Annotated in this window: 20 protein-coding genes; 8 read left to right on the top strand and 12 right to left on the bottom strand. The window is 44.0% G+C overall.

Annotated elements, in window-relative coordinates; translation table 11 throughout:
- Positions 1–51: 51 nt before the first annotated feature.
- From JMV76_RS07380 to JMV76_RS07360, 5 genes are all read left to right on the top strand, one after another.
- A complete protein-coding gene (locus JMV76_RS07380) occupies positions 52–1785 on the top strand; it encodes a 5-guanidino-2-oxopentanoate decarboxylase (RefSeq protein ID WP_201502180.1) in 1734 nt (577 codons plus the stop codon).
- 157 nt (positions 1786–1942) lie between these two features.
- The gene (gene dld, locus JMV76_RS07375) at positions 1943–3754 is read left to right on the top strand and encodes a D-lactate dehydrogenase (RefSeq protein ID WP_201502179.1); all 1812 of its coding nucleotides are present in this window, start codon (positions 1943–1945) and stop codon (positions 3752–3754) included.
- Positions 3735–5141: a YjiH family protein gene (locus JMV76_RS07370; RefSeq protein ID WP_201502178.1), complete on the top strand. Its 1407-nt coding sequence runs from the start codon at positions 3735–3737 to the stop codon at positions 5139–5141. Before dld ends, JMV76_RS07370 begins: the two co-directional genes overlap by 20 nt.
- A gap of 194 nt (positions 5142–5335) precedes the next feature.
- A complete protein-coding gene (locus JMV76_RS07365) occupies positions 5336–6859 on the top strand; it encodes an aldehyde dehydrogenase family protein (protein WP_227690196.1) in 1524 nt (507 codons plus the stop codon).
- Between the two features lie 185 nt (positions 6860–7044).
- Positions 7045–7656, top strand: coding sequence for a TetR/AcrR family transcriptional regulator (locus tag JMV76_RS07360; protein ID WP_201502177.1), 612 nt, complete (start codon positions 7045–7047; stop codon positions 7654–7656).
- 192 nt (positions 7657–7848) lie between these two features.
- On the opposite strand, the gene JMV76_RS07355 is transcribed toward JMV76_RS07360, so the two are convergent.
- From JMV76_RS07355 to JMV76_RS07310, 10 genes are all read right to left on the bottom strand, one after another.
- Positions 7849–8502, bottom strand: coding sequence for a DsbA family oxidoreductase (locus JMV76_RS07355; protein ID WP_060491311.1), 654 nt, complete (start codon positions 8500–8502; stop codon positions 7849–7851).
- Between the two features lie 28 nt (positions 8503–8530).
- Positions 8531–9085 (bottom strand): carboxymuconolactone decarboxylase family protein, encoded by a 555-nt coding sequence (locus JMV76_RS07350; RefSeq protein ID WP_060491310.1) that lies wholly within the window; start codon positions 9083–9085, stop codon positions 8531–8533.
- Between the two features lie 238 nt (positions 9086–9323).
- Positions 9324–10133: a sterol desaturase family protein gene (locus tag JMV76_RS07345; RefSeq protein WP_201502176.1), complete on the bottom strand. Its 810-nt coding sequence runs from the start codon at positions 10131–10133 to the stop codon at positions 9324–9326.
- Positions 10134–10157: 24 nt separating this feature from the next.
- The gene (locus JMV76_RS07340) at positions 10158–10793 is read right to left on the bottom strand and encodes a CDP-alcohol phosphatidyltransferase family protein (protein ID WP_201502175.1); all 636 of its coding nucleotides are present in this window, start codon (positions 10791–10793) and stop codon (positions 10158–10160) included.
- Positions 10794–10857: 64 nt separating this feature from the next.
- Complete coding sequence (locus JMV76_RS07335; protein WP_201502174.1) at positions 10858–11502, bottom strand: ATP-binding cassette domain-containing protein; 645 nt, start codon at positions 11500–11502, stop codon at positions 10858–10860.
- Between the two features lie 99 nt (positions 11503–11601).
- Positions 11602–13389, bottom strand: a complete 1788-nt coding sequence (locus JMV76_RS07330) for an ABC transporter permease (RefSeq protein WP_227690194.1) — start codon at positions 13387–13389, stop codon at positions 11602–11604.
- Positions 13386–14693, bottom strand: coding sequence for an ABC transporter substrate-binding protein (locus JMV76_RS07325; protein ID WP_201502173.1), 1308 nt, complete (start codon positions 14691–14693; stop codon positions 13386–13388). The genes JMV76_RS07330 and JMV76_RS07325 overlap by 4 nt, the downstream gene beginning before the upstream one ends.
- 51 nt (positions 14694–14744) lie before the next feature.
- The gene (locus tag JMV76_RS07320; protein WP_201502172.1) at positions 14745–16931 is read right to left on the bottom strand and encodes an FAD-dependent oxidoreductase; all 2187 of its coding nucleotides are present in this window, start codon (positions 16929–16931) and stop codon (positions 14745–14747) included.
- 259 nt (positions 16932–17190) lie between these two features.
- Positions 17191–17595 (bottom strand): hypothetical protein, encoded by a 405-nt coding sequence (locus JMV76_RS07315; protein ID WP_055125000.1) that lies wholly within the window; start codon positions 17593–17595, stop codon positions 17191–17193.
- A 377-nt stretch (positions 17596–17972) separates the two neighbouring features.
- On the bottom strand, positions 17973–18506 hold the full coding sequence (locus tag JMV76_RS07310) for a DUF2058 domain-containing protein (RefSeq protein ID WP_087814189.1): 534 nt from the start codon (positions 18504–18506) through the stop codon (positions 17973–17975).
- A gap of 297 nt (positions 18507–18803) precedes the next feature.
- Here JMV76_RS07310 and JMV76_RS07305 point away from each other — a divergent pair, with 297 nt between their 5' ends.
- Positions 18804–19667, top strand: coding sequence for a universal stress protein (locus JMV76_RS07305; protein ID WP_201502171.1), 864 nt, complete (start codon positions 18804–18806; stop codon positions 19665–19667).
- Between the two features lie 124 nt (positions 19668–19791).
- Positions 19792–20460: a cupin domain-containing protein gene (locus tag JMV76_RS07300; protein ID WP_201502170.1), complete on the top strand. Its 669-nt coding sequence runs from the start codon at positions 19792–19794 to the stop codon at positions 20458–20460.
- A gap of 192 nt (positions 20461–20652) precedes the next feature.
- Here JMV76_RS07300 and JMV76_RS07295 read toward each other — a convergent pair whose 3' ends face one another.
- Positions 20653–21396 carry a siderophore-interacting protein gene (locus tag JMV76_RS07295; protein ID WP_201502169.1) on the bottom strand — a complete coding sequence of 248 codons (744 nt, stop codon included), beginning with the start codon at positions 21394–21396 and terminating at the stop codon, positions 20653–20655.
- Positions 21397–21501: 105 nt separating this feature from the next.
- Positions 21502–23715, bottom strand: a complete 2214-nt coding sequence (locus tag JMV76_RS07290; protein ID WP_201502412.1) for a TonB-dependent siderophore receptor — start codon at positions 23713–23715, stop codon at positions 21502–21504.
- Between the two features lie 355 nt (positions 23716–24070).
- Here JMV76_RS07290 and JMV76_RS07285 point away from each other — a divergent pair, with 355 nt between their 5' ends.
- On the top strand, positions 24071–25585 hold the full coding sequence (locus JMV76_RS07285; protein WP_201502168.1) for a PepSY-associated TM helix domain-containing protein: 1515 nt from the start codon (positions 24071–24073) through the stop codon (positions 25583–25585).
- Positions 25586–25682 lie beyond the last annotated feature (97 nt).

The following is a 25682-nucleotide window of genomic DNA, read 5'->3' as shown; positions in this document are numbered from 1 at the left end:
ACACTGAACAACTTATTTAAACGCGATTGAACTTTTTAGGATGATTAACTCATGACGCAAACGCTTCAAACATCTTCTTCAGCGCCCGCCAAGCCGTCTCTGACATGTGGTGAGTTGCTTGTACAGTGGCTAGAGTATTATGGGGTAGAGACCGTATTTGGTATTCCGGGTGTGCATACGGTCGAGCTATATCGTGGTCTACCAAACACGAACATCCGCCACGTGACGCCGCGTCATGAACAAGGCGCGGGGTTTATGGCTGATGGCTATTACCGCGCGTCTGGCAAAGTCGGGGTATGCTTTATTATCACAGGCCCCGGTATGACCAATATCATGACAGCCATGGCGCAGGCGTTGGCAGACTCTATACCGATGCTAGTGATTTCTAGTGTTAATAAAGTGGCAGATACGGGCAGCGGTGAAGGGCACTTGCATGAATTGCACGATCAGCAAGGTATGGTCAGTAAGGTTACACTCATGAGCAAAACTATTTGGCATCCTGAATCGTTACCCAAGGTCATCGCTGAAGCGTTTGCATTATTTAATGGCGCACGTCCGGGGCCAGTACATATCCAGTTGCCCATTGATGTGATTACCGCCGATGCCAGCCATGTCGCAAAGCCTTCTGATTTAACTCCTTATTTAAATAACTTTGTAAAAAATTCAACTGATGCACATGGTTTAACGTTACCTCAAGTAATGAGACCGCTGCCCAATCCTACGCAATTAGATTTTATCGTTGAATCTCTAAAAGCGGCAAAAAATCCAGTGATACTTTATGGTGGTGGCTGCGTCGATGTCGATCATGACGCGCAAACCCTAGCAGAGCTTATCGATGCACCGACGTTTTTAACCATCAATGCCAAAGGTTTGCTGCCACCTAGCCACCCATTAAGTTTGGGTAGCAATCAGTCATTAGAGGCAGGTCGCGCCGTTATTGCTGAGGCTGATTGGGTGTTGGCGATTGGTACTGAGCTGGGTGAGACTGATTATGATGTGTTCTTTAATGGTGGATTCAAAATCAACGGTATGTTGATTCGTATCGATTGCGATGCCCAGCAATTACAGCGTCCTTTTAGAGCCGATATCGCAGTATTGTCCGATGCGCAAATGGCGGTAAGTGGTCTATGTAGTCGTTTAAAGGGTCAGACGTTAAATCATCAAGCGGCATCACGAGTAAACGAGGCAAAACAAGCACTATTAGCAGGAATGACACCAGACTTTGCTGGGCAAAATGCGCTACTTCAATTGATTCGAGATGAAGTGAAAGACGTCATCTTCGTTGGTGATTCAACGCAGCCTGTTTATAGCGGCAATCTTGGTTTTGAGGCATTGGCGACGCGTCGATGGTTTAACTCGTCAACAGGGTTTGGCACGTTAGGTTATGGTTTGCCTGCTGCTATTGGCGCCATGATTGGTTCCAACAGTCCAGTGGTCAGCTTGATTGGCGACGGCGGTATTCAGTTTACGATTGCAGAACTCATCTGTGCCGCCGAGCTTGAGCTGCCATTGATTGTGCTGCTGTGGAACAACCAAGGCTATGGCGAGATTCGTCGTTATATGGAAGAGGGTGGATTGCCACTAATCGGGGTTAATATTAAGACGCCGAACTTTGAGCCGCTGGCAGCAGGACTTGGTGCAGGTTATCGCAGAATCACAGCCAAACAGCAATTGCTCGACGCTTTAAAAGAAGACATCAAGGGTAAGCAACCCATCATTTATGAAGTTGATGAAGCCGACGACTTTTTGATTGAAATGGGTATGACGTTTACCTGCTTTAGCTAACAATATAGTTAATTCTATATAAATCAGATACGGTGTCAGGCTCGCTTAGTCTACTATTTGTAGTACTTTCACTCGCCTTCCTTGTATCTAAATTATATTGAACCAACTATACCAACACTAAGCATAATAAAGGCTGGTCGCTCAAGGAAGAACGTCTATGATGCCACATGCTAACCGCTCGTCTGGTCGCTTGAGCACCTTGCTGGCAAGCTTATTAACGGATTTATCCGCCGTTGTTGGCGCGACCAATGTATTAACCAAACCCAGCCAGCAGCAGTCGTATACACAAGGGGCGATTGCTTCTATCACCGATGCTGTCGCGGCAGTTGTGATACCAGACTCTCTTGTGGCACTATGGCGCGTCATTAATCTCTGTGCGGCGGCTGATGTGATTATTGTTGCTCAGGCTGCTAACACAGGATTGACCGGAGGCTCGACACCGTACGGAGAGTACGATCGAGCAGTCGTCGTGATTTCTATGCAACGATTGGGCGGTGTTCATCTGCTCAATGATGCAGCAGAGCTGGTTGCTTTGCCAGCGGCTAGCCTCCAGCAGTTGGAGTCTCAGCTTGCGCCGTTAGGGCGTGAGCCGCATTCAGTGCTGGGCTCTAGTTGTGTTGGTGCTTCGGTGATTGGCGGTATTTGCAACAGCTCTGGCGGTATGTTGGTGCAGCGTGGTCCGGCGTATACCGAGATGTCGCTATTTGCCAAACGTAATGCCATGGGAGAGTTTGAATTAATCAATCACTTGGGCATTGATTTAGGTGTCGATCCAGAAGAGATGCTTGGAAACCTACAAGCTGGCACGTTCAATAAAAATCCAGAGAGTGCCAACAGCAAGTCCTGTACAAACCATCATTATCAACACAAAGTGCGCGATTGCGAGGCAGACACGCCTGCTAGATTTAATAATGACCCTAACGGATTATATGAAGCCTCTGGTTCAGCAGGCAAAGTCATCGTCTTCGCAGTTCGAGTCGCGACATTTGCCAAACCGACGCAAGAGCAAACGTTTTATATCTCGACCAATGACGCCAATACTTTGACCACACTCAGGCAACAGTGGTTAAAAAGCGAGCTAAACCTGCCTATTTTGGCAGAATATATGCACAAAAATTACAACGATATTACCATGCGCTATGGTCGCGATACTTGTTTGATTATGCGAAAACTGCCAGCCAGTAAGATAGGAGCGTTGTATCGGTTACAAGCCAAGATTGGCTACTATTTGGATAAATGGCGACTGCCTCAGACTTTACCAGATCGGCTGCTACAAATGACTGGTGTTTTCATGCCGCCGTCATTACCCAATTCTTTGGCTGAGCAGGCGTGCTCCTATCGTTATCATTTAATCATTAAAGTCGCGGATGGCAATAATACGGACGATGATAATAGCGATGATAACGACAGTCATGGTCATATTGCCGCCGCCCAAGCATTTCTACAGTCCCATGTACAGCAGCATCAAGGCGTCATGCATCTCTGTACAGCAGCAGAATCCCAAGCATTATTGGTGTTTCGTAGTGCAGCAACCGCTGCCATGTTTCGTTATCACAATCTTAACCACACAAGGTTTGGCGAGCTATTATCTACCGACATTGCCTTACCAAGGAATGCCGTAGATTGGGATGAAGTGCTACCTATTAACTTACAAAAGCGGGTCAGTAAAACCTTTTATTTAGGGCATTTTTTCTGTCATGTCATGCATCAAGATTATCTGCTACACCCCGAGGTGGATGCAAAAAAATTCAAGGATGAGCTATTGGCGTTTTATGATCGCCGTCGTATCGAGTATCCTGCTGAACACAATGTGGGTCATGTCTATACCGCAAAGCCTGCACTACATACTTTTTATAAAAAACTAGATCCGACCAATTCACTGAACCCAGGCATTGGTCAGACAGCAAAATGGAAAAATTGGCGATCGTCGCCCATCAAGGAGGAATTAAATGACGAATTATCTCGATAAGTCGCAGCAACCAATATTAGGAAACGATGTTGTCGATTCAGAAACGCCGCAAGGAGAGCAGTGGCGTGCGTCAATGTGGAAGTTTTTATTGTTTTCAGCATTGGGCATTGCACTATTTATTATTCCGTTTCAATGGGACGGAAAGGTTACGATTTTATTGGGTGTGTTAACGGACGCTTTGCAAGCTTTGCTGGGCGGTTCTGTCGTTTATGTGGCAATGGCAATCGTGACGACATCCTTTCTTGGGGCGTTGGCTGTGAAGGTGTTAAAACCCAACCTGCATGAAGACGCTATGGTCAAAAAACTCTTCGATGTTGATTGGTTTTGGCTCACTGCCCGATTGCTAGGGATGGTGTTTGTCTGGATGATTTATCTGCAAGTCGGCCCTGAGTTTATTATTAATCGTAATACCGGCGGCGTCATTTTCGAAGATTTGATTCCAATTTTGATTCCTTTGTTTTTCTTCGCCATTTTATCGTTACCGTTTTTGACGGATTTTGGTTTGATGGAGTTTTTGGGTACACTGGCGAGCAAAATATTTGTCAAGCTGTTTAAGTTGCCAGGACGCTCAGCGGTAGATGCCATGTCCTCTTGGTTTGGCGCGGCTTCTATCGGCTTGCTAGTCACCATGCAGGAGTATGATAAAAGCTACTATAGCCAGCGTGAAGCGGCGATTATCGCGACGACTTTTTCGGTGACTTCGATCGCTTTTACTTATGTCGTCGCCAAAACCATCGGCGTGGACGATAACTTTGTTTATTTTTATCTGACCATTGCTTTAACAGGCTTTATCGCTGCGATTATTATGCCGCGTATACCGCCACTTTCCTTAAAGCCTGACACCTATCATTCTGGCAAAAGTATGCTTGATGAAGGGATTCCTGCTCAGTACACCACTTACCAATGGGCGGTCAATCGTGCTGTGACGCGCGCGCACTCAATGCCAAGTCTGGGTCAAGTGTTCAAACGTAGTGTAAAAAATCTATTCGATATCTATTTTGGGCTAATCCCCGTGATTTTCGCAATTGGTACGATTGGTCTGGGCTTAGCCGAATATACGCCTGTGTTTAAATGGTTGTCTACACCGTTGGTACCGCTGCTTGATTTGTTACAGATTCCAGAGGCAGCAGAGGCGGCTCCAGCGATGATTATGGGCTTTGCGGATATGTATTTGCCAGCCTTGGTCGGCAAAAGTATTGAGAGTGAGATGACAAGATTCATCGTTGGTGCATGTTCTATTACTCAGATTATTTATATGTCTGAAGTGGGCGCGCTGATTTTGAAATCAAACATTAAGCTTAATGTGTTAGAGCTGTTCATGATTTTTATTCTTCGTACTCTGATCAGTTTGGTGGTGATTACTTCAGTGGCGCATTTACTTTATTAGCCATGTAGCCAATATCAACCCAGCCTCTAGCATAACGATAATGTGCTAAATAATCGGTTTATCTAACTAAAGAATAAACTGATTATTTAGCCAATGATTGACAGAGACACTTATAAATGCAATTAAAGACAATAGGTATAACAACAATAGGTATAACAACAATTATATCAAACCATAAAAGGTGATTGACCATCATGGAAATGACGAATGCTAACAGCTTAACGAGAGAAAGCGCCATACAAACGGTTCAAGATGAAGTGATGTTAAATGCAGCTTATATAGATGGCAAATGGATGACTATTGAAGCGCCTGCTACCGATACTGCTGACGCTGATGGCTATGATTCCAATTATGACTTATATGATTCAAATTCGGGAACAATCATCGCTACCACTCGATTGTGTACCAAGGTACAGGTAGAAATGGCAGTCAATGCGGCTTCTGCGGCGTATCCATCTTGGTCGCAAACCACCGTAAGCGAGCGCGCATCGTATCTCAATGCCATTGCCGAGAAGATGGAGCAGCAGTTTGACAAATTGGTGGGATTGTCTGTATTAAATAATGGTAAGCCCATTGAAGAGGCAAAAATAGACGTGAGCGATGCCATTGCCTGCTATCGCTATTATGCCAATCTCATCACAGAACAAGCGACTTGGTCGGAGGTATCCACCAGCGAGTCAGGCATACGCTTGCTAAAAACGTATGCGCCTGTTGGTATTTGCGCCCTTATTGTCCCGTGGAATTTTCCAATGGTCACTACTGCTTGGAAGTTAGCCCCTGCATTGGCTGCAGGCTGTACGGTGCTATTAAAGCCTTCCGAGGTGACATTATTGCCAGAGTTGATGCTGGGCAATATATTGTCTTATATTAAACTACCGAAAGGAGTCGTTAATATTTTACCGGGTGCAGCTGAAGTGGGCGCTGGCATGACCTGCCATCCATTAATCGACAAAATTTCTTTTACTGGTAGCAACGCCGTTGGTGAAAAGGTAATGAGCCAAGCGGCAAAAGGTATCAAGGATATCAGTCTAGAGCTGGGCGGTAAGTCAGCCATCGTCGTATGTGCAGATGCTGATATCGACCACGCTTGTGATTTAATCATCGGTGGCATATTTACCAATGCCGGTCAGATCTGTTCAGCCACCTCAAGACTGCTCGTTCATGAAAGCATTGCTCAGTCGTTGTTCGATACATTAAAAGTTAAGGCAGAAAGTTTGCAAATTGGTGATGGCTTTGACACTGACACGCAAATGGGTCCACTGGTGAGCGTGCAGCAACTCAACCAAGTAAAAAAATATTTCGACCTTGCTACTGCCGAAAACCTGATTTGTCTCACAGGTGGTGAGATCTTAAATCGGCAAGGGTATTTTGCGATGCCGACCATTTATACCAATGTTCCAGTGACCAGTCGATTATGGACAGAGGAGGTTTTTGGGCCAGTACTAGTGAGTCAAACGTTTACCGACCATGCCGAGGCGATTGCTTTAGCCAATGATAGCCAGTTTGCTTTGGCCGCGAGCATTGTCAGCGCTGATGAAACGGCGGCCGTAGAGATGGCGCTACAGATTCAAGCAGGTCATATCTGGATCAATGAGCAACAAATTGTACTGCCAGAGTCAGGGTGGGGCGGCTTTAAGCAAAGCGGTATCGGTCGAGAGCTGGGCGTAGATGGCTTGTCTGCGTATCAAAAAAGCAAGCATGTGCTATTGAGTCATTAAACGTTGGGCGCTTTCATATCTTATTTAGCCATTGAAATTGCTACCAATGGCTAAATAAGATATTTGCTTTGTAAATTAACTTTACTGGACTAAGAATGCCATTCGATATAAAATTGAGCAATCATTCAAATTTTATCGCTGTGCTTGTTTTTATATGAGATTACAGCTTTTGAGATGGAAAAACTATGTCACGTACCGCACTTTATAACCGTCAGGATGCCTTAGAACGCGCGTTACAGCTTTTTTGGCAAAAAGGCTTTCATGCTACTTCGTTAAAAGACATAGAAGAGGCGCTCGATATGCGTCCAGGAAGCATTTATGCTGCGTTTGGCAGTAAAGATGGATTATTTCAAGAAGCGTTAGACTACTATGCTCGCCTAGGTTTGAGTGAGCTTGAGCGGGTAATGAGCGCTTATCAATCGCCGCTGTTGGGGTTAGCCGCTTTCGTGCGTCAGCTGGGCGGTATTCGTGATAAAGGGCTGCCGAGTCAGGCTTGCATGCTGGTCAAAAGCTTACTGGAGCTTGGTGCTCGTGAGCAGACAGCGCTACAAAAAGTTGAAATGCTGCTGGCAGGTATGGAGCTGCGCTTTATAAATTACTTTACCGAAGCACAGCGGCTGGGTGAATTGGATAGTAAGTTGAATCCGACTAGACTTGGACGACGACTACAGGCGGAAATCATGGGGCTACGTGCTTTTGCGCAGCGTGATGTCGAGAGTGCAGCGGTGCAAGCGTTGGCTGAAGATATGGCGCTCTCTATAGAAGCGCTGCGTATTGATAAGCCTGTTGGCGTGTAGTTCATGTTGACTATTTGCAAATAAGCACTGCTAAAGGGTTATTGCCGATTAAGTAAGGCTGATTGCTAAGATATTTTTGGTATGAAAAAAGGGTTTTAGAGCTACTGTATAGCCCGAGACTATACAGTAGCTCTAAAACCCTTAGCTTTTCTAAAACTCTTAGTTTTGAAGACTAAACCATGACTTCATGGTTTAGTCTGGCATGTCAGCTAACTGCTGCAAAATGCTTTTATAATTTTCAATACCTTGTGCGCCGCTAATTAAATGACGCTCATTGAAAACCATAGATGGCACACTTTGAATGCCTTGTTGCTGCCAATGCTGCTTTTCTTTTTCTACCGCTGCAGCAAATCGCTGATCTTTTAAGACCGCTAGTGCTTCGCTACGATCCAGTCCAACATCGGCCGCAACATCTGCAAGTACAGCACTGTCAGCCACACTTTTATTATCGACGAAATGTGCGACGAACAATGCTTGTTTTAGGTCGTGTATACGTCCTTTCTGATCAGCCCAATGCAGCAACTGATGCGCATTAAAAGTATTGTAAGTACGAAAGTCATCGGTAAACTGAAAATCAAATCCAGCTTCAGCACCTACTTCTGTCATTCTAGCTCGGTTCTCTTGAATGTCTTCAGCAGTCGTACCGTACTTCTCCATAATATGCTCACGATAGTTTCGTCCTTCGTGCGGCGTATTAGGATTTAACTCAAATGGATGCCAGTGAATCTCGTGCGGAGTGTTGGTTTGTTTTAATGCCTCGGCTAGTTGACTATAGCCGATAGCGCACCAAGGGCAGACCACGTCCGACACGATATCTATTCGTAATGGCTTTTTTAAATCACTCATAGTGGCTCCTTATTTGGTTCTTATATAATTAGACAGCTTTATGCCATTCAAACTTTTGGAAAGGCTTGTCGATTGGCGTGTTGGCCAAATGGTTGGTGTAGTTACTCATCACTTTTTGAGCCGCTGCAAGAACCACTTCCAAAATCTGACGTTTAGTAAAGCCTGCATCTAAGAACGCTTGCACTGCGTCATCATTTACATTACCACGATCACGAACGACCGATAGCGTAAAGTCGCGTAATGCTTCTAGTTTTTCAGTTGGCAGAGGTGTCTCATTACGTAATGCATCAGTGATTGCGTCATCCACTTTCATGCTTTTTGCGATACCAGTGTGAGCGGGTACACAGTAATGACACTCATGTTCGACGTTGATGGTTTGCCATACGACCGTGACTTCCTCATCATCGAAACTGCTGTCTAAAAATAACTGATGCAGGCGTTGATAGCCTTCTAATAGCCCAGGTGCTTCAGCCATGACGGCATGTAGACCTGGGACTCTGCCAAATGCTTTGATAGATACATCAAGCAAATCTTTACTTTCTGCTGGGGCTGTATTTTTGTCGTGTAGGGTAAATTCAGTCATATTAAAACCTTTTAATCATTATTAGTGAATGGTTGTAAAAGTAAGTGTGTAGAAGCGACTTGAGAACCTATTATATAGTTGAGTGATTGCTCAATTTAATAAGTGAGATTTTTGTCAGTCGCTCAACAACTGCAGCTACTATAATTCATTTTGAGCAATCGTTCAAATTATATTTGAGTGAATGCTCAAGTTGTTTGTAACTTTGACTTACATTCAAAGCTAGGCGGCATCACGACAGTTATTTGTTTTTCTTAACCAAATTATTGCTAAATGGCATGGTTAACAATCCCCATAGCGAGGCATTTTGTTTGGCTGCTGGGTATTCTTTTAGCCCAATATCTAGCTCATTATCAGACTGCTTTGCTTTACCCTTATAACTACCAAAAATCCAATCCCACCAGATGACACTAAAGCCATAGTTTGAGTTGGTCTCACTAACGCGTTGGCTGTGATGAATACGGTGCAAAATCTGCGTCATCAATATTAAGCGCAGCGGTTTTTCAAGCGCAGGTGGCAGGCGAATATTGGCATGGTTAAATATTGCTAGGCCATTTAACGCAATCTCAAATATCAATACGGCGATGGCAGGAATACCCAATAAGCTGACGGCAATGAGCTTCACTAGAATGCTTAAAACGATTTCAATGGGATGAAATCTAAGCCCTGTACTGGCGTCGACATGTGCATCAGCGTGATGGACTTTATGCAAACGCCATAGCATAGGTACGCGGTGAAATAATCGATGCTGCCAGTAAATGATGATGTCGAGCAATATCAAGCTTAGTATGACGACGACAATACTTGGCAAATCGATAATATTAAATAGACCAATCCCATGCTGCTGATTATACAGCGCCACAGCCGTTAGACCGACAGGCACCGCTAGACGAGCAATAACTGACGAGATAAAAACCAAGCCAAAGTTAGCGAACCAGCGTTTGCCGCTTTTGATCGGTGCTTGACGTGCAGGCATGAGCCATTCTATCAGCATCATAATCACTAAAATGCTTAAAAAGGACCCAAGCCGCCACCATACTTCGTTAGTCATTAGCTGCCTCTTAACTTATCCTATTTATATACTGTTTTTATCTATTTCTAGCTGTTTAAGGGTATGATAGCCGCCATGGATACGGGTAAAAATCGTAATTGCGCAAGCAGTGGCAAAAATGCTGGCGAGTAATACAAAGTGCTGTGGCCACAGGCAAAAAGCGACAAACAGTGCTATAGTTTCGGTGCCCTCAGTCAAACCGTTTAAATAATAAAAACTCTTATATTTAAACTGCGGTTTATTCAGTGTAAACTTTTCCGCAGCAATGGCAAACGCTAAGAAGCTAGAGCCTGTGCCAATAAAGGTCGCGAGTAATAAAGCGCCAGCAATGGCATTCTGTTCAGGATTTGCCAATATAAAACCCAGCGGGATGGCGGCATAAAATAAAAAGTCGAGCGTAATATCTAAATAGCCGCCTGCGCTAGAGCTTTGCTGCGCATGGCGGGCTAAAGCGCCATCAAGACCATCAAAAATACGATTCAATGCAATGACTGCCAGTGCGCCATACCAAAGCTCAAATGCGAGTAACGGCAAGGCTAACATACCGATTAAAAAGCCTGCCACCGTGAGTTGATCAGCCGTAATTCCGCGTTTATGCAATACAACGACGACAGGGCTTAGTATCGGTTTAATCATGGGCGTAAGAAATTTATCTAGCATGCGCTTGCCTTTTGTATTTCGCTTTGACGTTTAAGACTTTATGTATAAAACGATAACTTTAAAACTACAGGTCTAAATGAATAACTTTACCGTTTGCGGCCTCGGCATCGCTATAATCGTGCGTGACCATGATGGCGGGAAGTTTATGAGTGAGGATTTGCTCAAACACCAGTTGCCGCGTATCTACTCGAAGTTGGGTATCAAGCTTGCTAAAAGGCTCATCGAGTAGTATCGCTTTTGGTGCGCTGAGCAAAGTTCGCAGTAGCGCCACGCGTGCTTGTTGTCCGCCTGATAAATTGTCAGGATGGCGATTTCCCATGCCTGCTAAACCAACTTGTTCAAGCGCCTGCTCTATTTTTTCAAAGCGCTGTTTTTTATTGCTGTTTTTATTACTTTTAGGCATCGCAAACGCAATATTACCTGCGACCGATAAATGCGAAAATAGCAGAGCATCTTGATACAGTACCCCAATATGACGCAAGTGCGTCGGCAAATGACTTACATTTTTATCATTTAACCAGACGTCACCAGTAGCGGTGAAACCATTTGGCAATATACCTGTGAGCCAATTCAATAAACTAGATTTACCACTGCCAGATGGGCCCATGACGGTTAGTATTTCACCACCAGCAATCTGCTCATCTAAGCTCAGTAATAGCTCGCCTTGTCGATATAACTGCAAGTTTTTTATCTGTAAAGAGGATTGCATCAAGAGCCCTTTATCTGCGTTTTTATAGTGAGTTGTTTTTCAAAATCAGTGCTATTTAGAATCAGTGCTCTTCAAAACGAATATATTTTAAAAAACGTTTTAACGGCTGCTATTTTTATCACTTTTAAAGAAGTACTTTGGCAATATCCAAGCCAATATAAAACCAACTAAGGGTAGCGCCATTTGGATGATGGCATACACTGCACTGGTGCGTCTACTGGCACCATTAGCGAGGGTTACGGCTTCTGTGGTGATGGTGGCGATTCGTCCGCCACCTGCCAATAATGTCGGTAAGTATTGACCAAAGCTAATCGCTAAACCAAGAGCAATGGCTATTAATAATGGCGCAAACAGTTGTGGTAATTTCACCTGCAAAAATACTTTGGCTGGCGTCGCACCAAGGCTTGCCGCTACATGAGCAAAACGAGGGTCTAGACGTCGATAACTGCTGGCAAGCGATAAAAACACATAGGGCAGCACAAAGAGCAGATGGGTAAATGCCACATTAAAAAACGCTGTTTGGTTATTCACCAGTTGCTGTAGCCATACTAAGCCAAATAAAAAAGCAATGCTCGGCACTAACAGCGGCAAATAGATAATTAAACTGGTAAATGTTGAAAGTGGTTTTTGACTTAATTGCTCAGCTTCCAAACATAATAATGTCAGCACAATGGCAAATACGGTACTCACGATACCAATCGTAATGGTATTAAATAATGGCGTGCTCATTTGCGTAAAGGCACTTTGAAAATGTAATAACACCAACTGTTCTGGCAATACGGCGGGAAAGCGCCAAAAACCAGCTACTGACCACATGACCAGACCAATGAGCGCCAGCAAAATAAAGCCAATCACCACAGTGGTCAATGCTGCGGTAATTTTTTGCCATAATGCATCGGCATAGTGGCGCTTGCCATTGACCAACGTGCGATTAAAGCAATTTTTTATCGCTCTCTCGCTACCAAGCCACAAGGCGATTAAACTACCCGTCAACGCCAGCTGTAACAACGCGCCTGCCGAGGCTTTTATACGTAAGTTTAAATCCACATCGTTAAACCATTGCATAATAGTAACCGCCAGCGTTGGCGGCGTGTTTGGACCCAATATCAATGGCATCTCTACGCTGGCACTGGCATAGGCAAGCACGGCTAAGATAGGCAGACGTAAAAAAGGATAGAGGACAGGAAGTACCGCTTTAAAAAAGGCCGTGATGGGGTAATAGCCGAGATTTAGCGCGACTTTATACTGCTGACGTAGCTTTTTACCAAGCTCTGGTTGCGCCAAAGCGCCTAGTGCCATGAGTAATAAAAATGGCAGCTCTTTCAACGTCAAACCCAAGATAATGCTGATGCCGTAGGGGTCATGTGGAAATATACCGTCTGGAGCCAATTCCCAGCCACTTAGCCATGGTGATATAAGGCGTGAAAACATACCAGAAGGCGCAATTAAAAAACCAACCGCAATGGCTGCTGCTGCATGAGGAATGACCAAGATTGGACTAAGTAAATGCTCAATACGGGTCAGCCAAACGCTATTAAAAAATGCTGCCAATATCATCAAGGTCATGAAAAAAGCGAATAGCGTGCTGATTAATCCAGTAGCGATGCTTAAAGCGATCATTTGGATAAGACCGGGCGTCTGCCAGAGATCATGGAAACCTTGTAGACTAACAGTCGTTTTCTCAAGTGCAGGCACCCAGCTAAAGGCAGGCAACAGCACGCAAACCCAACCTCCGAGTACCGGTAATATCAGTAGCAGCAGTAAAAATGTCGGACTCAAGGAGACTATACGCGTAAATAGGTCTGTTTTATAAGGCGCGTTTATGCCAGTAATTGTTGCAGAATGAACTTTTTCTTTTGCCGTTTTATTATTAGTATTTTTACTCATGGGCTGACCCCATAACGTGTCTGCCAGCCTTGCATAATGGCATCAACCCAGCTTGGATGTGGTTCACTCACGGTACGTTTGATGCTATCAAAGGGCAGGGCGCTAGTGTGTGGTTTATTGTCTTTAAATAGCGCTTGTTGCTCAGGGCTGAGCGTAGAGAGAACAAGTACGGTTTTATCACCCCATATATCTGGGGTTTGCTTTTTGGCCTGTGCTTCTGGGCTCAGCAAAAAGTTGGCGACCAGCTGTGCGGCTTGCGGATGGCTGGCGTTATAAGGAATGGCCACAAAATGGGTGTTACTTAAGCTGCCATCACTCATTGCATAGCTACGAATGCTCTCGGGTAAATCATAACGTTGCACGGCCGCGGGTACTTCAGGTGCAGAAAAAGTAAAGGCCAAGCTCAGTTCGGTATCGTCGACCAAACGCCGCATGTGCGCGCCCGTTTGCACAAATTGCTCACCCTTACGCCATAGAGTGGGATGTAAGTCATCTAAAAATGCCCATAAAGGGGCTAATACCATATCTGTATTTTGCTTAGTGGCTGGCAGGTTGAGCTGTGCTTTGGTGTTTTCGCCTGTTTTCGCATCCTGATTTTCGTGCAGCATGACTAAGGCGTATTTTAAAAAGCTCATGCCTAAAAAGTCAGGCGGCTTTGGATAGCTAAAACGTCCAGGGTTTTGCGTGGTCCAATTAATCAGCTCATTTAAGGTGGTTGGTGGCTTGTCAGTTGATAAAATGTCGTAATAAAAGGTTAGTGAGGCTTGACCCCATGGCGCTTCCATGCCGTTGGTCGGCACACCAAAATCAAAGTTAACCGCAGGATTGTTCTCTGGATCGGTCAAGGCAAAGTTAGGGAGCTTGTTCGCCCATTGTTTCAGTAATAATGAGTTCTCACTCATGGTGGCAAAGTTGGCACCATTTATCCAGATGAGATCCACGCTGCCTTTATCATTGTTGTTGGCGGACTTTTCTGCAAGTACACGACTGACGGCTTCACTGGTGTCGCTCAATTTAACATGGACTAAATTAATATTAAATTTGTCATCGACTTGCTTGGCAGCCCACTGTAGATAGGCGTTGATCTGTGGATCACCGCCCCATGCATAAAAGTAGACGTCTTGGTTTTCCCCTTGCGCCTCTATTTGTTGCCAAGATGATAAATTTTGATTAAGGTTACCAGTAGTGGGTGAGGCAGTGCTTGCTGATATACCAACACAAATGCTAAGCACCATAGCATAGGTGCTATAGCGGCTTAGATTTTTTAACGTGGTCAAAGCGGGTAGAGATTTAATAACGTACATTTAAGTTTCCGTTATTATGATATATTTTTAGCGCAGTGAATAAAAAACCAGCTAACCTCGACGCCATGTATGGTATTTCTCAAGCCAGCTTAATACCGTTTCGGGCGCATGATTACGTTTCCATTCACCAGCCGCGTATTTATTAGCCTCTGCCCATGTTGGATACATATGGATAGTGCCAAGTATTTTATTCAGCCCTAAGCCATGCTTCATCGCCAGTATAAATTCTGGCATTAAATCCCCAGCATGCTCAGCGACGATGGTCACGCCAAGTATTTTATCTTTGCCTTTAGGGGTAATGACTTTGATAAAACCATGATTGGCACTTTCCGTCACCGCGCGATCTAAATCTTTAAAGTCGTAGCGGGTAATCTCAAAATCGATACCTTTTTCAATAGCTTCTTGCTCATTTAAGCCCACGCGTGCGACTTCTGGATCGATAAAGGTTGTCCAAGGAATCACGCGATAATCTACTTTAAACTTCTTTAGATGTCCAAATAAACCGTTTACGGCAGCGTACCATGCCTGATGGGAAGCCACATGAGTAAATTGATAAGGGCCGACGACATCACCTGCGGCGTATATATTGGGGTAGAGAGTTTCTAAATAGTCATCCGTCTCGATGGTACGTTCCGTTTCGATGCCCAAATCTTCAAGACCATAACCTTCTAAGCGAGCACTACGTCCAACGGCACAAAGCAATTCGTCATATTCAATCGCGATTTCTTGCTTGTTTTGACGGTCTTGCTTAACGGTGCTGCCGCCTTGCGCTTCAACGATAATGAACTTTTTACCATCGCGAGCTTCACAGCGAATCGCTTGATGCGAGGTTAAAACGTTTACGCTGCTCTCAACGAGGACTTTCTGTGCAAATTCAGAGACTTCCACGTCTTCTTTTTTCATAAGACGCGCGCCTCTTTCGATCTGGGTCACATCGGAGCCTAAGCGGGCAAAGGCTTGCGCCAGCTCAGAGCCGATCGGTCCGCCGCCAAGGACGACCAGCTTTTTCGGTGCTGCTTCTAATTCGGCAAATTTATTCCATATAGTATCGCTGGTCACGTAGCCCGTTTCTTCCAAGCCTGGCAAATCTGGAATAAATGGGCGCGCGCCAGTAGCGATAACGATGGAACGTGCGGTTAGTCTTTGTGTGCCGCCATCGTTTAGTGCAATTTCTACCGTCCACGGGTCGATGAATTTGGCATAGCCTTTTAATACTTCAACACCCAAGTCCGTGTAACGCTCGACGCTATCGTTTGGCGCGATATCAGCGATGACTTTATGGATACGGCTCATGACATTTTTGAATGAGAACTCTGGTGGTGTATTTTCTAAGCCGTAACGCTCAGCATTGCACATCTGTTCGGCGACTTTCGCGCTTTTAATGAGGGCTTTACTGGGTACACAGCCATAGTTTAAGCAGTCACCGCCCATCTCACCCGCTTCGATTAAGGTCACTTTTGCTCGGACGGTCGCCGCGATATAGCTAGTGACTAGCCCGCCAGCACCTGCGCCAATCACGAGCATGTTTCGGTCGAATTTTTTAGGTTTGCTATAGTTTTTATAGACGCGGCGTTTTTTTAGCATATTTAATATGCCTTTTGCTATTAATGGGAAAAAACCTAACAACGCAAATGAGACAATTAAATTAAACGATAAAATCCCTGACAAGCTGTCAATTTGCGCCAATTGCGTACCAGCATTGACATATACGAAGGTGCCAGCGAGCATACCGATTTGGCTTACCCTATAGAATGTCCTCGCTTTAATCGCGGTGACACCCATCAATAGGTTGATCAAAGAGAAAGGAAATATCGGCACTAAGCGTAGGGTAAATAAGTAAAATCCGCCTTCTTTTTCAACGCCAGCATCAATGGCTGCTAAGCGCTCAGGAAAGCGCTGTTTAATCGTATCACGTAGTAAATAACGTGAGGTTAAAAAGGCGAGTGTCGCACCAATACTGGAGGCAAATGAGGCGACCAATAAGCCTTGCCATAAACCAAATAATGCGCCAGCTGCCAAGGTTAAAATAGCAGCGCCAGGTAAGGATAGGGCGGTGACAACGATATAAAGTAAAAAGAATCCACCGATAATCAATAGTGGTGATTGCGTTTTATAGTCGTTAAATTGTGCCATCGACCCTTTTAAGCCGTCAAGCGTCAGTAATTGATTGAGGTCAAAGTAGAAAAAGCTTGCTGCTAATATTAATATTAACAGTATTAACAATATTCTTTTAATCATAAAATATCCGGCTAAGTAGTAGAGCGAAGGCTAAAGTCATCGTCATTCTTTTATGATTAAGAACCTTGACCATGTTAGTGGTAATAACAAGTTAGTGGTAAGATAATTGCGTTAAGTTTTTTGCATGGTTTTTGCATTTATATACAATAAAACAGCTAAATTAGTAGTCTTCATAGTATAGGGCTTGAGTTTCGGAGGCTAGTATTTATATTTTTGCATGTTCAACCCGGCCCAATCTAACGATAAATATGACTGATGTTTAGGCTAAAGAAACTTTTTTGCCCAAGGTTAAGGTATCCCAGTCTCTCATTAAGAAAAGCGCCAAACACGCAGCCAACATCGGCCATGCTGCAAAGAACAACAAGTTATCAAAAGGCTTGAGGTATAAGCCGAAGGTTGAGAACGTCGAAATCGCATGAAGTAGCAAGATAATGCCGTAAGTCCAAGTTTTGAATAATCCTGTGACAAACAACAGAATGAGGATGAATTGAGCCGCGCCAATGACATAGAAAACAGTGTCGCCTATACTTTCAAAACCATAAAAACTAGAAAAGACGCCGGCGGCATGATCAGGATTAATAAGCTTATCTAAAGTCCAGACTAAAAAAACAATAAAAATACCCAGTCGAAGCAATAACAGTGAAAGAGGAAGATGTTTTGGCATAAGTTATTTCTTCTTAATAAGCGTTAAAAGTGAGTGCAAAAGAGCTTGGTAAGTCTAATCAATAAAATATATGGCAATGACTACTATTGTCAGGCAGTAAGCGTTAATAAAGTGTTTATTTTGAGTGATTACTCAAAATTAGACAAAATACTAACGCTCAGTAGGTCAATAAAACGCATTGTAGTTGTTATTGAATGGTTGTTCAAGTTCGTAGCCTCAAGCATGCTACTGTTCCAGAGCATCGTTACGTTTTTCAACCAAAGCAGCAATGCTTGGTTAAAGGTGGTCGATTTTCGTACAATAAAAAGCCCTTCATAGACTGATATGGTCCATGAAAGGCTTTTGGCTGACATCATAATTATGATGAAATTAAGCGGTTACCACATCAAATCATCTGGAATCACATAGGCGGCATAAGGATCATCTTCTGCCAGTACTTCTTCTGATGTATCGTTAGACACGACCATGAAGCCTTCCATTTTTGCATCGATGCGATCTGCCAACGGGCGAGGAAGGAGTGCATAGCCTTCTTCTAAGCGTGCAATCACCACATGACCGGCGACGATTTGGTCATATAGTTTTTGAGTGACAAAGATTTTTTTAACCTTAGCATTATCGACAAATTGATAATTGACATCGCCATTGGTATCGGCAATCTGATGCTGCTTAATCATCTGTACGATATTAGCCTTGAGCATCTTCTCTTCTAAAATACGTTGCTTTTCTTGATTGAGCTTTTGATCTTTCTCTAATTTTTTCGCTTGGGCTTCTGCCAACGCTTTTTTCGCTTCCATGCTTTCTGAGTCACCAGTACGCTTGGCATGCTGAGTCTGCTTGCTGATTTTCTTGGCTTTTTTGCTATCCACCAATCCCGCTTTTAATAACTGAGCCTGTAGGGCATTTTTTGCCATAATTCCATCACCTAGATAAGGATACTTAAATCATAAATGCTAAAAAACCATTGTAGCAAAATTCGCTACGGCATGTTGTTAGACGATGACAAGACTTTTTTTAATTATGGCAGAAGTGGGCACACATCGCTGGCTGAAGCCATTTAAATTGGTTATTATCAAGGCAGTGGATATGCTTTTTTTGCCGTTATATTTTTTGGTAACCATGTACTTTGGTAAATTTGTTTTTCGGTGATCATATTTATAGTGGTTATAGAAAGCTGTATAGGATTAAATCGTTAAATTTAAGGATGGAATATGACAACATCACAGCACATTTTAGCCTGTATAGACGGCTCGGCAGTGACTGAATCGGTTTGTGACTATGCAGCATGGTATGCCAGTAAGTTAAATTTACCCGTAGCGTTGTTGCATGTGAGTGAGGTTCCAGCCTCGACCAGACGCGATTTGTCAGGCGCAATAGGAGTCAATAGCCGCCAGTTTTTATTGGAGGAATTGACACAGTTAGACGAGCAAAGAGCGAAGGTGGTGAACAGTTATAGCAATGCTTTGGTACAAGACGCAAAAAGCCATATCCAAGGTAACTTTACTCAAGTCGATATTCGTATCTATCAACGTCGCGGCAAGCTGTTACCTGCCATTGAGCATTTTAAAGCAGAAAATCGTGCCATCGTCATGGGACGCCGAGGTGAAGATCACAAAAGCAGCCGTATTAATATCGGTAGCCAAATCGAAACCGTTGCCCGCGCATCTGACGTTCCTATATTGATTTGCTCAGAGACGTTCAAAGAACCCAACTCATATATGATAGCTTTTGATGGTAGCAAAACGGCTATTAAAGCAGCATGGATGGTTGCGAGGAGTCCTGTGCTAAAAGGATTGCAAGGTCATATCGTCATGATAGGCAATCATAACGACGCGTCAAAACAAAGCTTAAGCGCCGCAGCGGCACAATTGGAGGACGCAGGTTTTAGCGTCGCGGCACATCATTTATCTGCCTCCGATGCCGTTGATGGCTTGTTAAGGTTTCAGGTAGACAACCACATTGATATGATGGTGGTGGGTGCTTACGGGCATTCGAAATTGCAACAATTATTCCTTGGTAGTACCACGACAGAAATTATCGCCAGCACGCTATCTCCTGTGATTTTAGTACGTTGAAAACTCGGTAAGGTTTATATTAGCGAGGTGCAATCATTGCGCCTTCAGCTGTCGATAACGTTCAATGAGCATATCTGACGTTTGCTAAAGGATCATCTCATCATACTATTTTTGGACATGGTTTATGCTTATTCATGTAGACTTTACTCGCCGCGCTGCTCTTACACCTGAACAACACCAGTGGATTAAGTCACCACAAAATGGGGTAGAGCGCGTGATGCTTGACCGTGTGGGTGCAGAAAAAGCGCGTGCCACTAGCCTTGTACGCTATGCGCCCAATTCTTATTTTCCGCATCATCTACATCCGGGTGGTGAAGAGATTTTAGTATTGTCAGGTACTTTTTCTGCAGATGACAAACATTACCCAGCAGGTTGGTATTTGCGCAATCCACCGACCTCAGGACACAAGCCCTATAGTGATGAAGGCGCAGTGATTTTCGTCAAGCTACGTCAAATGCCAGCTGATGAACCTCATTATGTGGCTATCGATACTAAAGATAAGGCTCATTGGCAACAGCAGGGCAGCCGTGATGTTTGTCCTCTATTCTCAGGTGATAATGAGCAAGTGAGTTTGCAGCGTATCAAGGCAGGCGAGTTACTGTTTAATGAGGCAGTCTGTGGCGGTGCAGAAATACTGGTATTAGCAGGTGAGTTGATAGATGAGGGTCAAGTTTATCAGCGCGGCGGTTGGATACGTCTGCCAGCAGGTGAGCATGCGCAAATACAGGCAGGATCTGAGGGAGCTACAGTGTATCTCAAGACAGGGCATTTAATGCAAGTGATAGGGTTGTAAGGGTAGTGATCACATTTTATGAGCAGCTCACCAGCTGCTCATATTCTACAATGTCACTATATTTTGTCACTATACTTTTATTAGCCAACAAAAGTATATAAGCAGTGGGGTAATGATTAGTAACGCAAAATTTATCAATCATTACTCAAACCGCTTTTAAAACAGTTCAAAAATACAAACCGTCATTGCTTATCATTCTATACTTTGCGCATCCTCTCGTTTGACAATTTTATGCTGGTCTTCTGTACTATCGACTTTCCAATAGCTAGATATGTACAAATGCGTTTTGGGTATTGGGCGATCTACCTTAAAATAATGGCGTAGGGCGCGCATACTATGGAACTCGCAAGCTACCCAAACAGCAGGTTGTTCCTCAAGCCAAGTCAATGATTTGACGCAGTCAAGTAACGGGCTGCTTTCTGCATTTGGATGTGCATTTATCACCCAATGAATGTCAACGTTGTCTGGCTTTTCGAGTAGTTGCTTATCTGCTTCAGTGGTAATCTCAAGGACTGCATAGCCGTGTGCGTCAGCAGGTAGCTGGGCAAGATTGACGGTAATCGCCGGCAGCGCTGTCATATCACCGATCAATAAAAACCAATCAGCCTCATTGTTAATCAGCTTCTTTGGTCCAGGGCCGCCTACCAATATTTGCTCTCCCACTTGGGCGTTACGTGCCCATGCTGAAGCAGGGCCTTCTGTCTCATGCAACGCAAAATCGACATCTATTTCGTCATCTCGTCGAATGCTGACGGTATAGGTGCGCATCAATGGTCGAGCCTCATCGCCTTGAGGGAATATCAGCTTAATGTACGCGCTTTCTTGATCTGCCGGAAAATTAGTCAGTCCAGCACCGCCAAGCGTGACACGGCACATATGTGGCGTGAGGTATTTACTGCCAATCACATCTAGCATTCTTGGGGTAGGTTTTGCCATATTAATACTTTCCTTCATTTAACTATTTGATAGTTTAGGTCATCATTTGAGATGAGACCACTCTATAAGATTGATATTTTCTAGTAATGGTAAGTTCTACATTGCCTAAAAATTGGCTTTTAGGCTGACGGACATTTGGCGCTCAGGTCCCATCCAGCAATTGTTAATATCATAGCAAGCGCCGGCGTAGGTTTTATCAAAGAGATTGTTGACACTCGCGCCGACAGTGAGCATCGGATTGATTTGATAATTGCCGCCAATGTCTACCAAAGTCACGCTTGGTAATTCGTCTGAGTTTTGCTTATCAAGTTGCATACCGCCTTCATAGCGCACGCCAGCATTGAGACTGAGCTTGTCAGTAGCATAATAATCTGCCCACAATGTTGCCTTGTGCTTAGCCGTTTGCGCAGGGGTATTGCCGACAACATCAGGGTTGAATTCATCTTCTGTAATCTCAGCATCGGTATAGCTGTAGCTTGCTGCGACATCTACCCAGTCGTTGAGCATATGACTGCCTGATATCTCAAAGCCTTTTGATTCAATTTCACCAGTTTGAACTTTTTGTTGATAATTAGATGGGTTCGTCACTATGACATTTTTTTGAGTGATATCAAATACTGCTAATGTTCCTTGTGTGGCGCGATTGGCAGAGAGATATTTGACACCAGCCTCTAGCTGATCGGCAGTCGTTGGCTTAAATGGCGCATTGGTAATAAAGTTACTACCGACCACTGGCTGAAACGACTGCGAGTAGCTTGCATAAGGAGATAGCCCATTATCAAAGTCATAAATGGCTGCGAGACGACTACTGGTTTTTGAGGCATCATTGTCAATGGTTTGATCACTATAGATGGCACCTTCAGAAGCCTTTGTCTGCTTAGTGATACTATCAAAGTTATCATGACGTAAGCCTGCTACTACTATCAAATCTTGCCATTTCATCTCATCTTGTACATAAAAACCAAGCTGGCTTTGCTCGATATTTTCATTTTGACGATAAGCCTCTAAAGGCAAGGTATCGGCATTGATTTGCGAAAAATCTGGATTGGATAAGTCAAGATTTGGCGTGCCATTTGCGCCAGCATCATAATAAGTGGCGGTACTGTCTGTCTCTTGATACTCAATACCAAATAATAAATTGTGCGAGGTATTGGTAGTATCTAGCTGATAAGAAAGCTGGTTGTCCGTGGTCCAGTTGCTCATGCTCTCATCGGTGGTGTAGGCCACCCGATTTAGTATCTTATCACTACCGCTTACAAACCCGCTGTTGTACATATTACGCTGCTGCGCGTCGGCGTCGGTATAGCGCGTGATATGTTTAAAGGTGAGCGTATCATTGATGTCCCAGTTTATGGTAACACTTGGCATAAATACTTCTTTGCTGAAGTGATTCCATTCATCGCCTGCATAGGCATCACTGCCCAATTTGCCATAGCTGGCATGGTAGACAGTGCCAACGGCAGGCAGTGGGGTGGAAGGCACCATTTCTGGATCATCTTGATAAAACAGATTGGCAAGAACGGACACATCTTCTGTCGGTTGCCATTCCAGTGATGGATTGATCAGGGTGCGCTCTTCTTCTGTGATCTGCATCTGCCCGTCTTTTTGTCGTTTTAACGCCACCAAACGATAATTGAGCGTGTCTGAGATAGGTCCTGTCGTATCGACCGCCACTTCTTTTAGGTTTTGATTACCCACTCGCAACTGTACCTCAGATGCTTGAGTGCTTTTTGGGGTTTTGGCGACTTGATTAACCATGCCACCTGGAGATGCATAGCCATAGAGTGAGGATGCGGGCCCTTTGACCACTTCGACTGCTTCTGTTGCGTAGATATCGACTTGCGGCGTCAGATTCCAAGCCCCATCGTAGGGCAGTCTTAATCCATCGTAAAAATTGGAGTAAGTTTTAAAACCGCGAATATTGTATTCATCAAAGATGGACACGGTACCGCGACTCTCAGTACTCACCCCTGGCTCATAACGTAACGCTGCATTGACACTGTCTGCTTGACGTTTTTGCAATAGTGCTTGATCGATTCTCGTATAGCTCATGGGCGCGTCATTGGGATCTAATGCTGTTTTGGTGCCCGTACTACGGTAGTTGTCGGCATAGACAGTAATGGTATCCAAGGTGGTCGATGGTGTCACAGTCTCATCATTATTAACATCATTATCGAAGTCGTTCTCAACACTGTTTTCGATGTTATTCGGCATTGTCTCAGCATAAGCTGCATGGCTCAAACCCATTACCAATCCCAGTTGCACAGCAAGAGTTAAACGTTTTTGACGAATGGATGTAGACGTTGAGATAAAACGCATCATATTTCCTTGTAAGTTATCAAATGCCGAAAGCGAAAGAAAAGGAATAATAACATTAATGATTATCGTTATCATTAAAAATTTACAAACAAAGCGTTCTTAGTAAGATGTCGAGTGAAGTAGCCTCATTTTTAGCCATTAAGATGACTATGATGCAAACATGAAAATTGAAGAAACACCCTAATATGACGATAATTTTTGGCTATAAACGATGGTGTTTAAATCGGTTTCCTCGTATGATGCAGCCGTCTATTTGGAATCAACTTTTAGATCAACCGGCAGACAGGATTTATTACTACTATTAATAGGTCTAGGTCGTTCATTGAGCAACCAAAGATTGTTAAAGGTCATATTTATGAACAGACATACAAGTCAATCAACCAATACTCAACGCTATTTTACGGTATGGCGTTGGCATTTTTATGCAGGAATGTTTATAGCACCTTTTTTAATTATCCTAGCTTGCAGCGCACTTGGCATGCTGTTGATGTCTAACATAGCAGGTCGTGATGATGATCGTCTCACCATTACCACCCCAGATTCAGCGATGACAGCACTAATTACCGAACCTATTTCTACGCAAGCTAAAAACGCGTTGAACACTTTACCTAACAGCACGCTGGTGAAATATATCGCGCCTCGTGATACGGACACCGTTGCCTTGTTTCAAGTTAAGTCAGCCAATCATGAGAATATGGTGGCGGTGAATCCTTATACGGCTGATATCGTTAAAAGCACGCCGACTAATAGTGGTCTGTACTATACCTTTAATGATATTCATGCTGATTTACTATTGGGCAAAGTCGGTGACTATATCCAAGAAACCACTGCGTCATTAACCATCTTAATGATTCTAACGGGTTGGTATCTGTGGTGGCAAAAACGCAAATCACTCAAAGCCATGCTTATACCCATTGATGCTGTAAATAATAAGAAAAAACGCTCATTCATTCGTATTATTCATGCGACATTGGGCAGTTGGGTATCTGTGTTGCTACTGTTTTTCTGTATTTCAGGAATGGCATGGGCAGGCATCTGGGGCGAGCGTATGGTACAGGCATGGAGTCAGTTTCCTGCGGGCAAATGGGGCGTTGCGCCAATGCCGCTTTCCATTGATCAGAGTCAACATCATGCTGGTATGGATATGAATAACGCTGAAGCCACGCCGCACGTTCATGGAGCAACACCAGTCACAGCACCCACGCATGGTGATGCACTAAATACGGGTAGTACCAAAGATGTGCCTTGGGTGCTTGAGTTGACACCAATGCCAGCATCTGGCACTGTCGCTGGCAAGGATGGTATCGCGTCCAATATACCGATTATGATTGATACTGTAGATCGATTTGCCCGTGAGATTGGTATTGTCGGACGTTACCAATTAAATCTGCCACAGGGTAGTACGGGCGTCTGGACGATTAGCCAAGACTCAATGAGCTATGATATGAAAAATCCAATGGCTGATCGTACGGTACATATCGATCGTTATTCGGGCAATATTTTGGCAGATATCCGCTTTGATGATTACAATGCTTTTGGTAAATTCATGGCGGCAGGCATTGCTATTCATATGGGGACGCTTGGATGGTGGAGCGTATTGGTCAATGTCCTATTTTGCTTATCGGTTATTGCTATTTGTGTGAGCGGTTACATCATGTGGTGGCAGCGCCGTCCACGTCATGCCAGTGAAAAGCTTGGACTGAATCCACCAGCGCGTGGTCTCAGTTTTTCTATCTGGTGGCCGTTTGCCATTCCTTTGTTAGTAGTGGCGATTATATTCCCAACCGCCATCATCGCGATTGTCGCTATCGGATTACTAGATTTCTTAGTCATTTCACGGGTTGGATTTTTACAGAAACTATTATTTTAAAATTAAATAAAAGAGCCATTCAAAAAGTTATTCTTATCTAAATAAAATCGGGGCAGCTTTCTAAAAGATGCCCCGATTTTTTATTGTTCGCCATTAA

This window comes from Psychrobacter cibarius, from assembly GCF_904845955.1.
Taxonomy (GTDB): domain Bacteria; phylum Pseudomonadota; class Gammaproteobacteria; order Pseudomonadales; family Moraxellaceae; genus Psychrobacter; species Psychrobacter cibarius_B.
The sequence above is the reverse complement of the archived record's forward strand: the minus strand, read 5'-3'. Positions and strand labels throughout refer to the sequence as shown.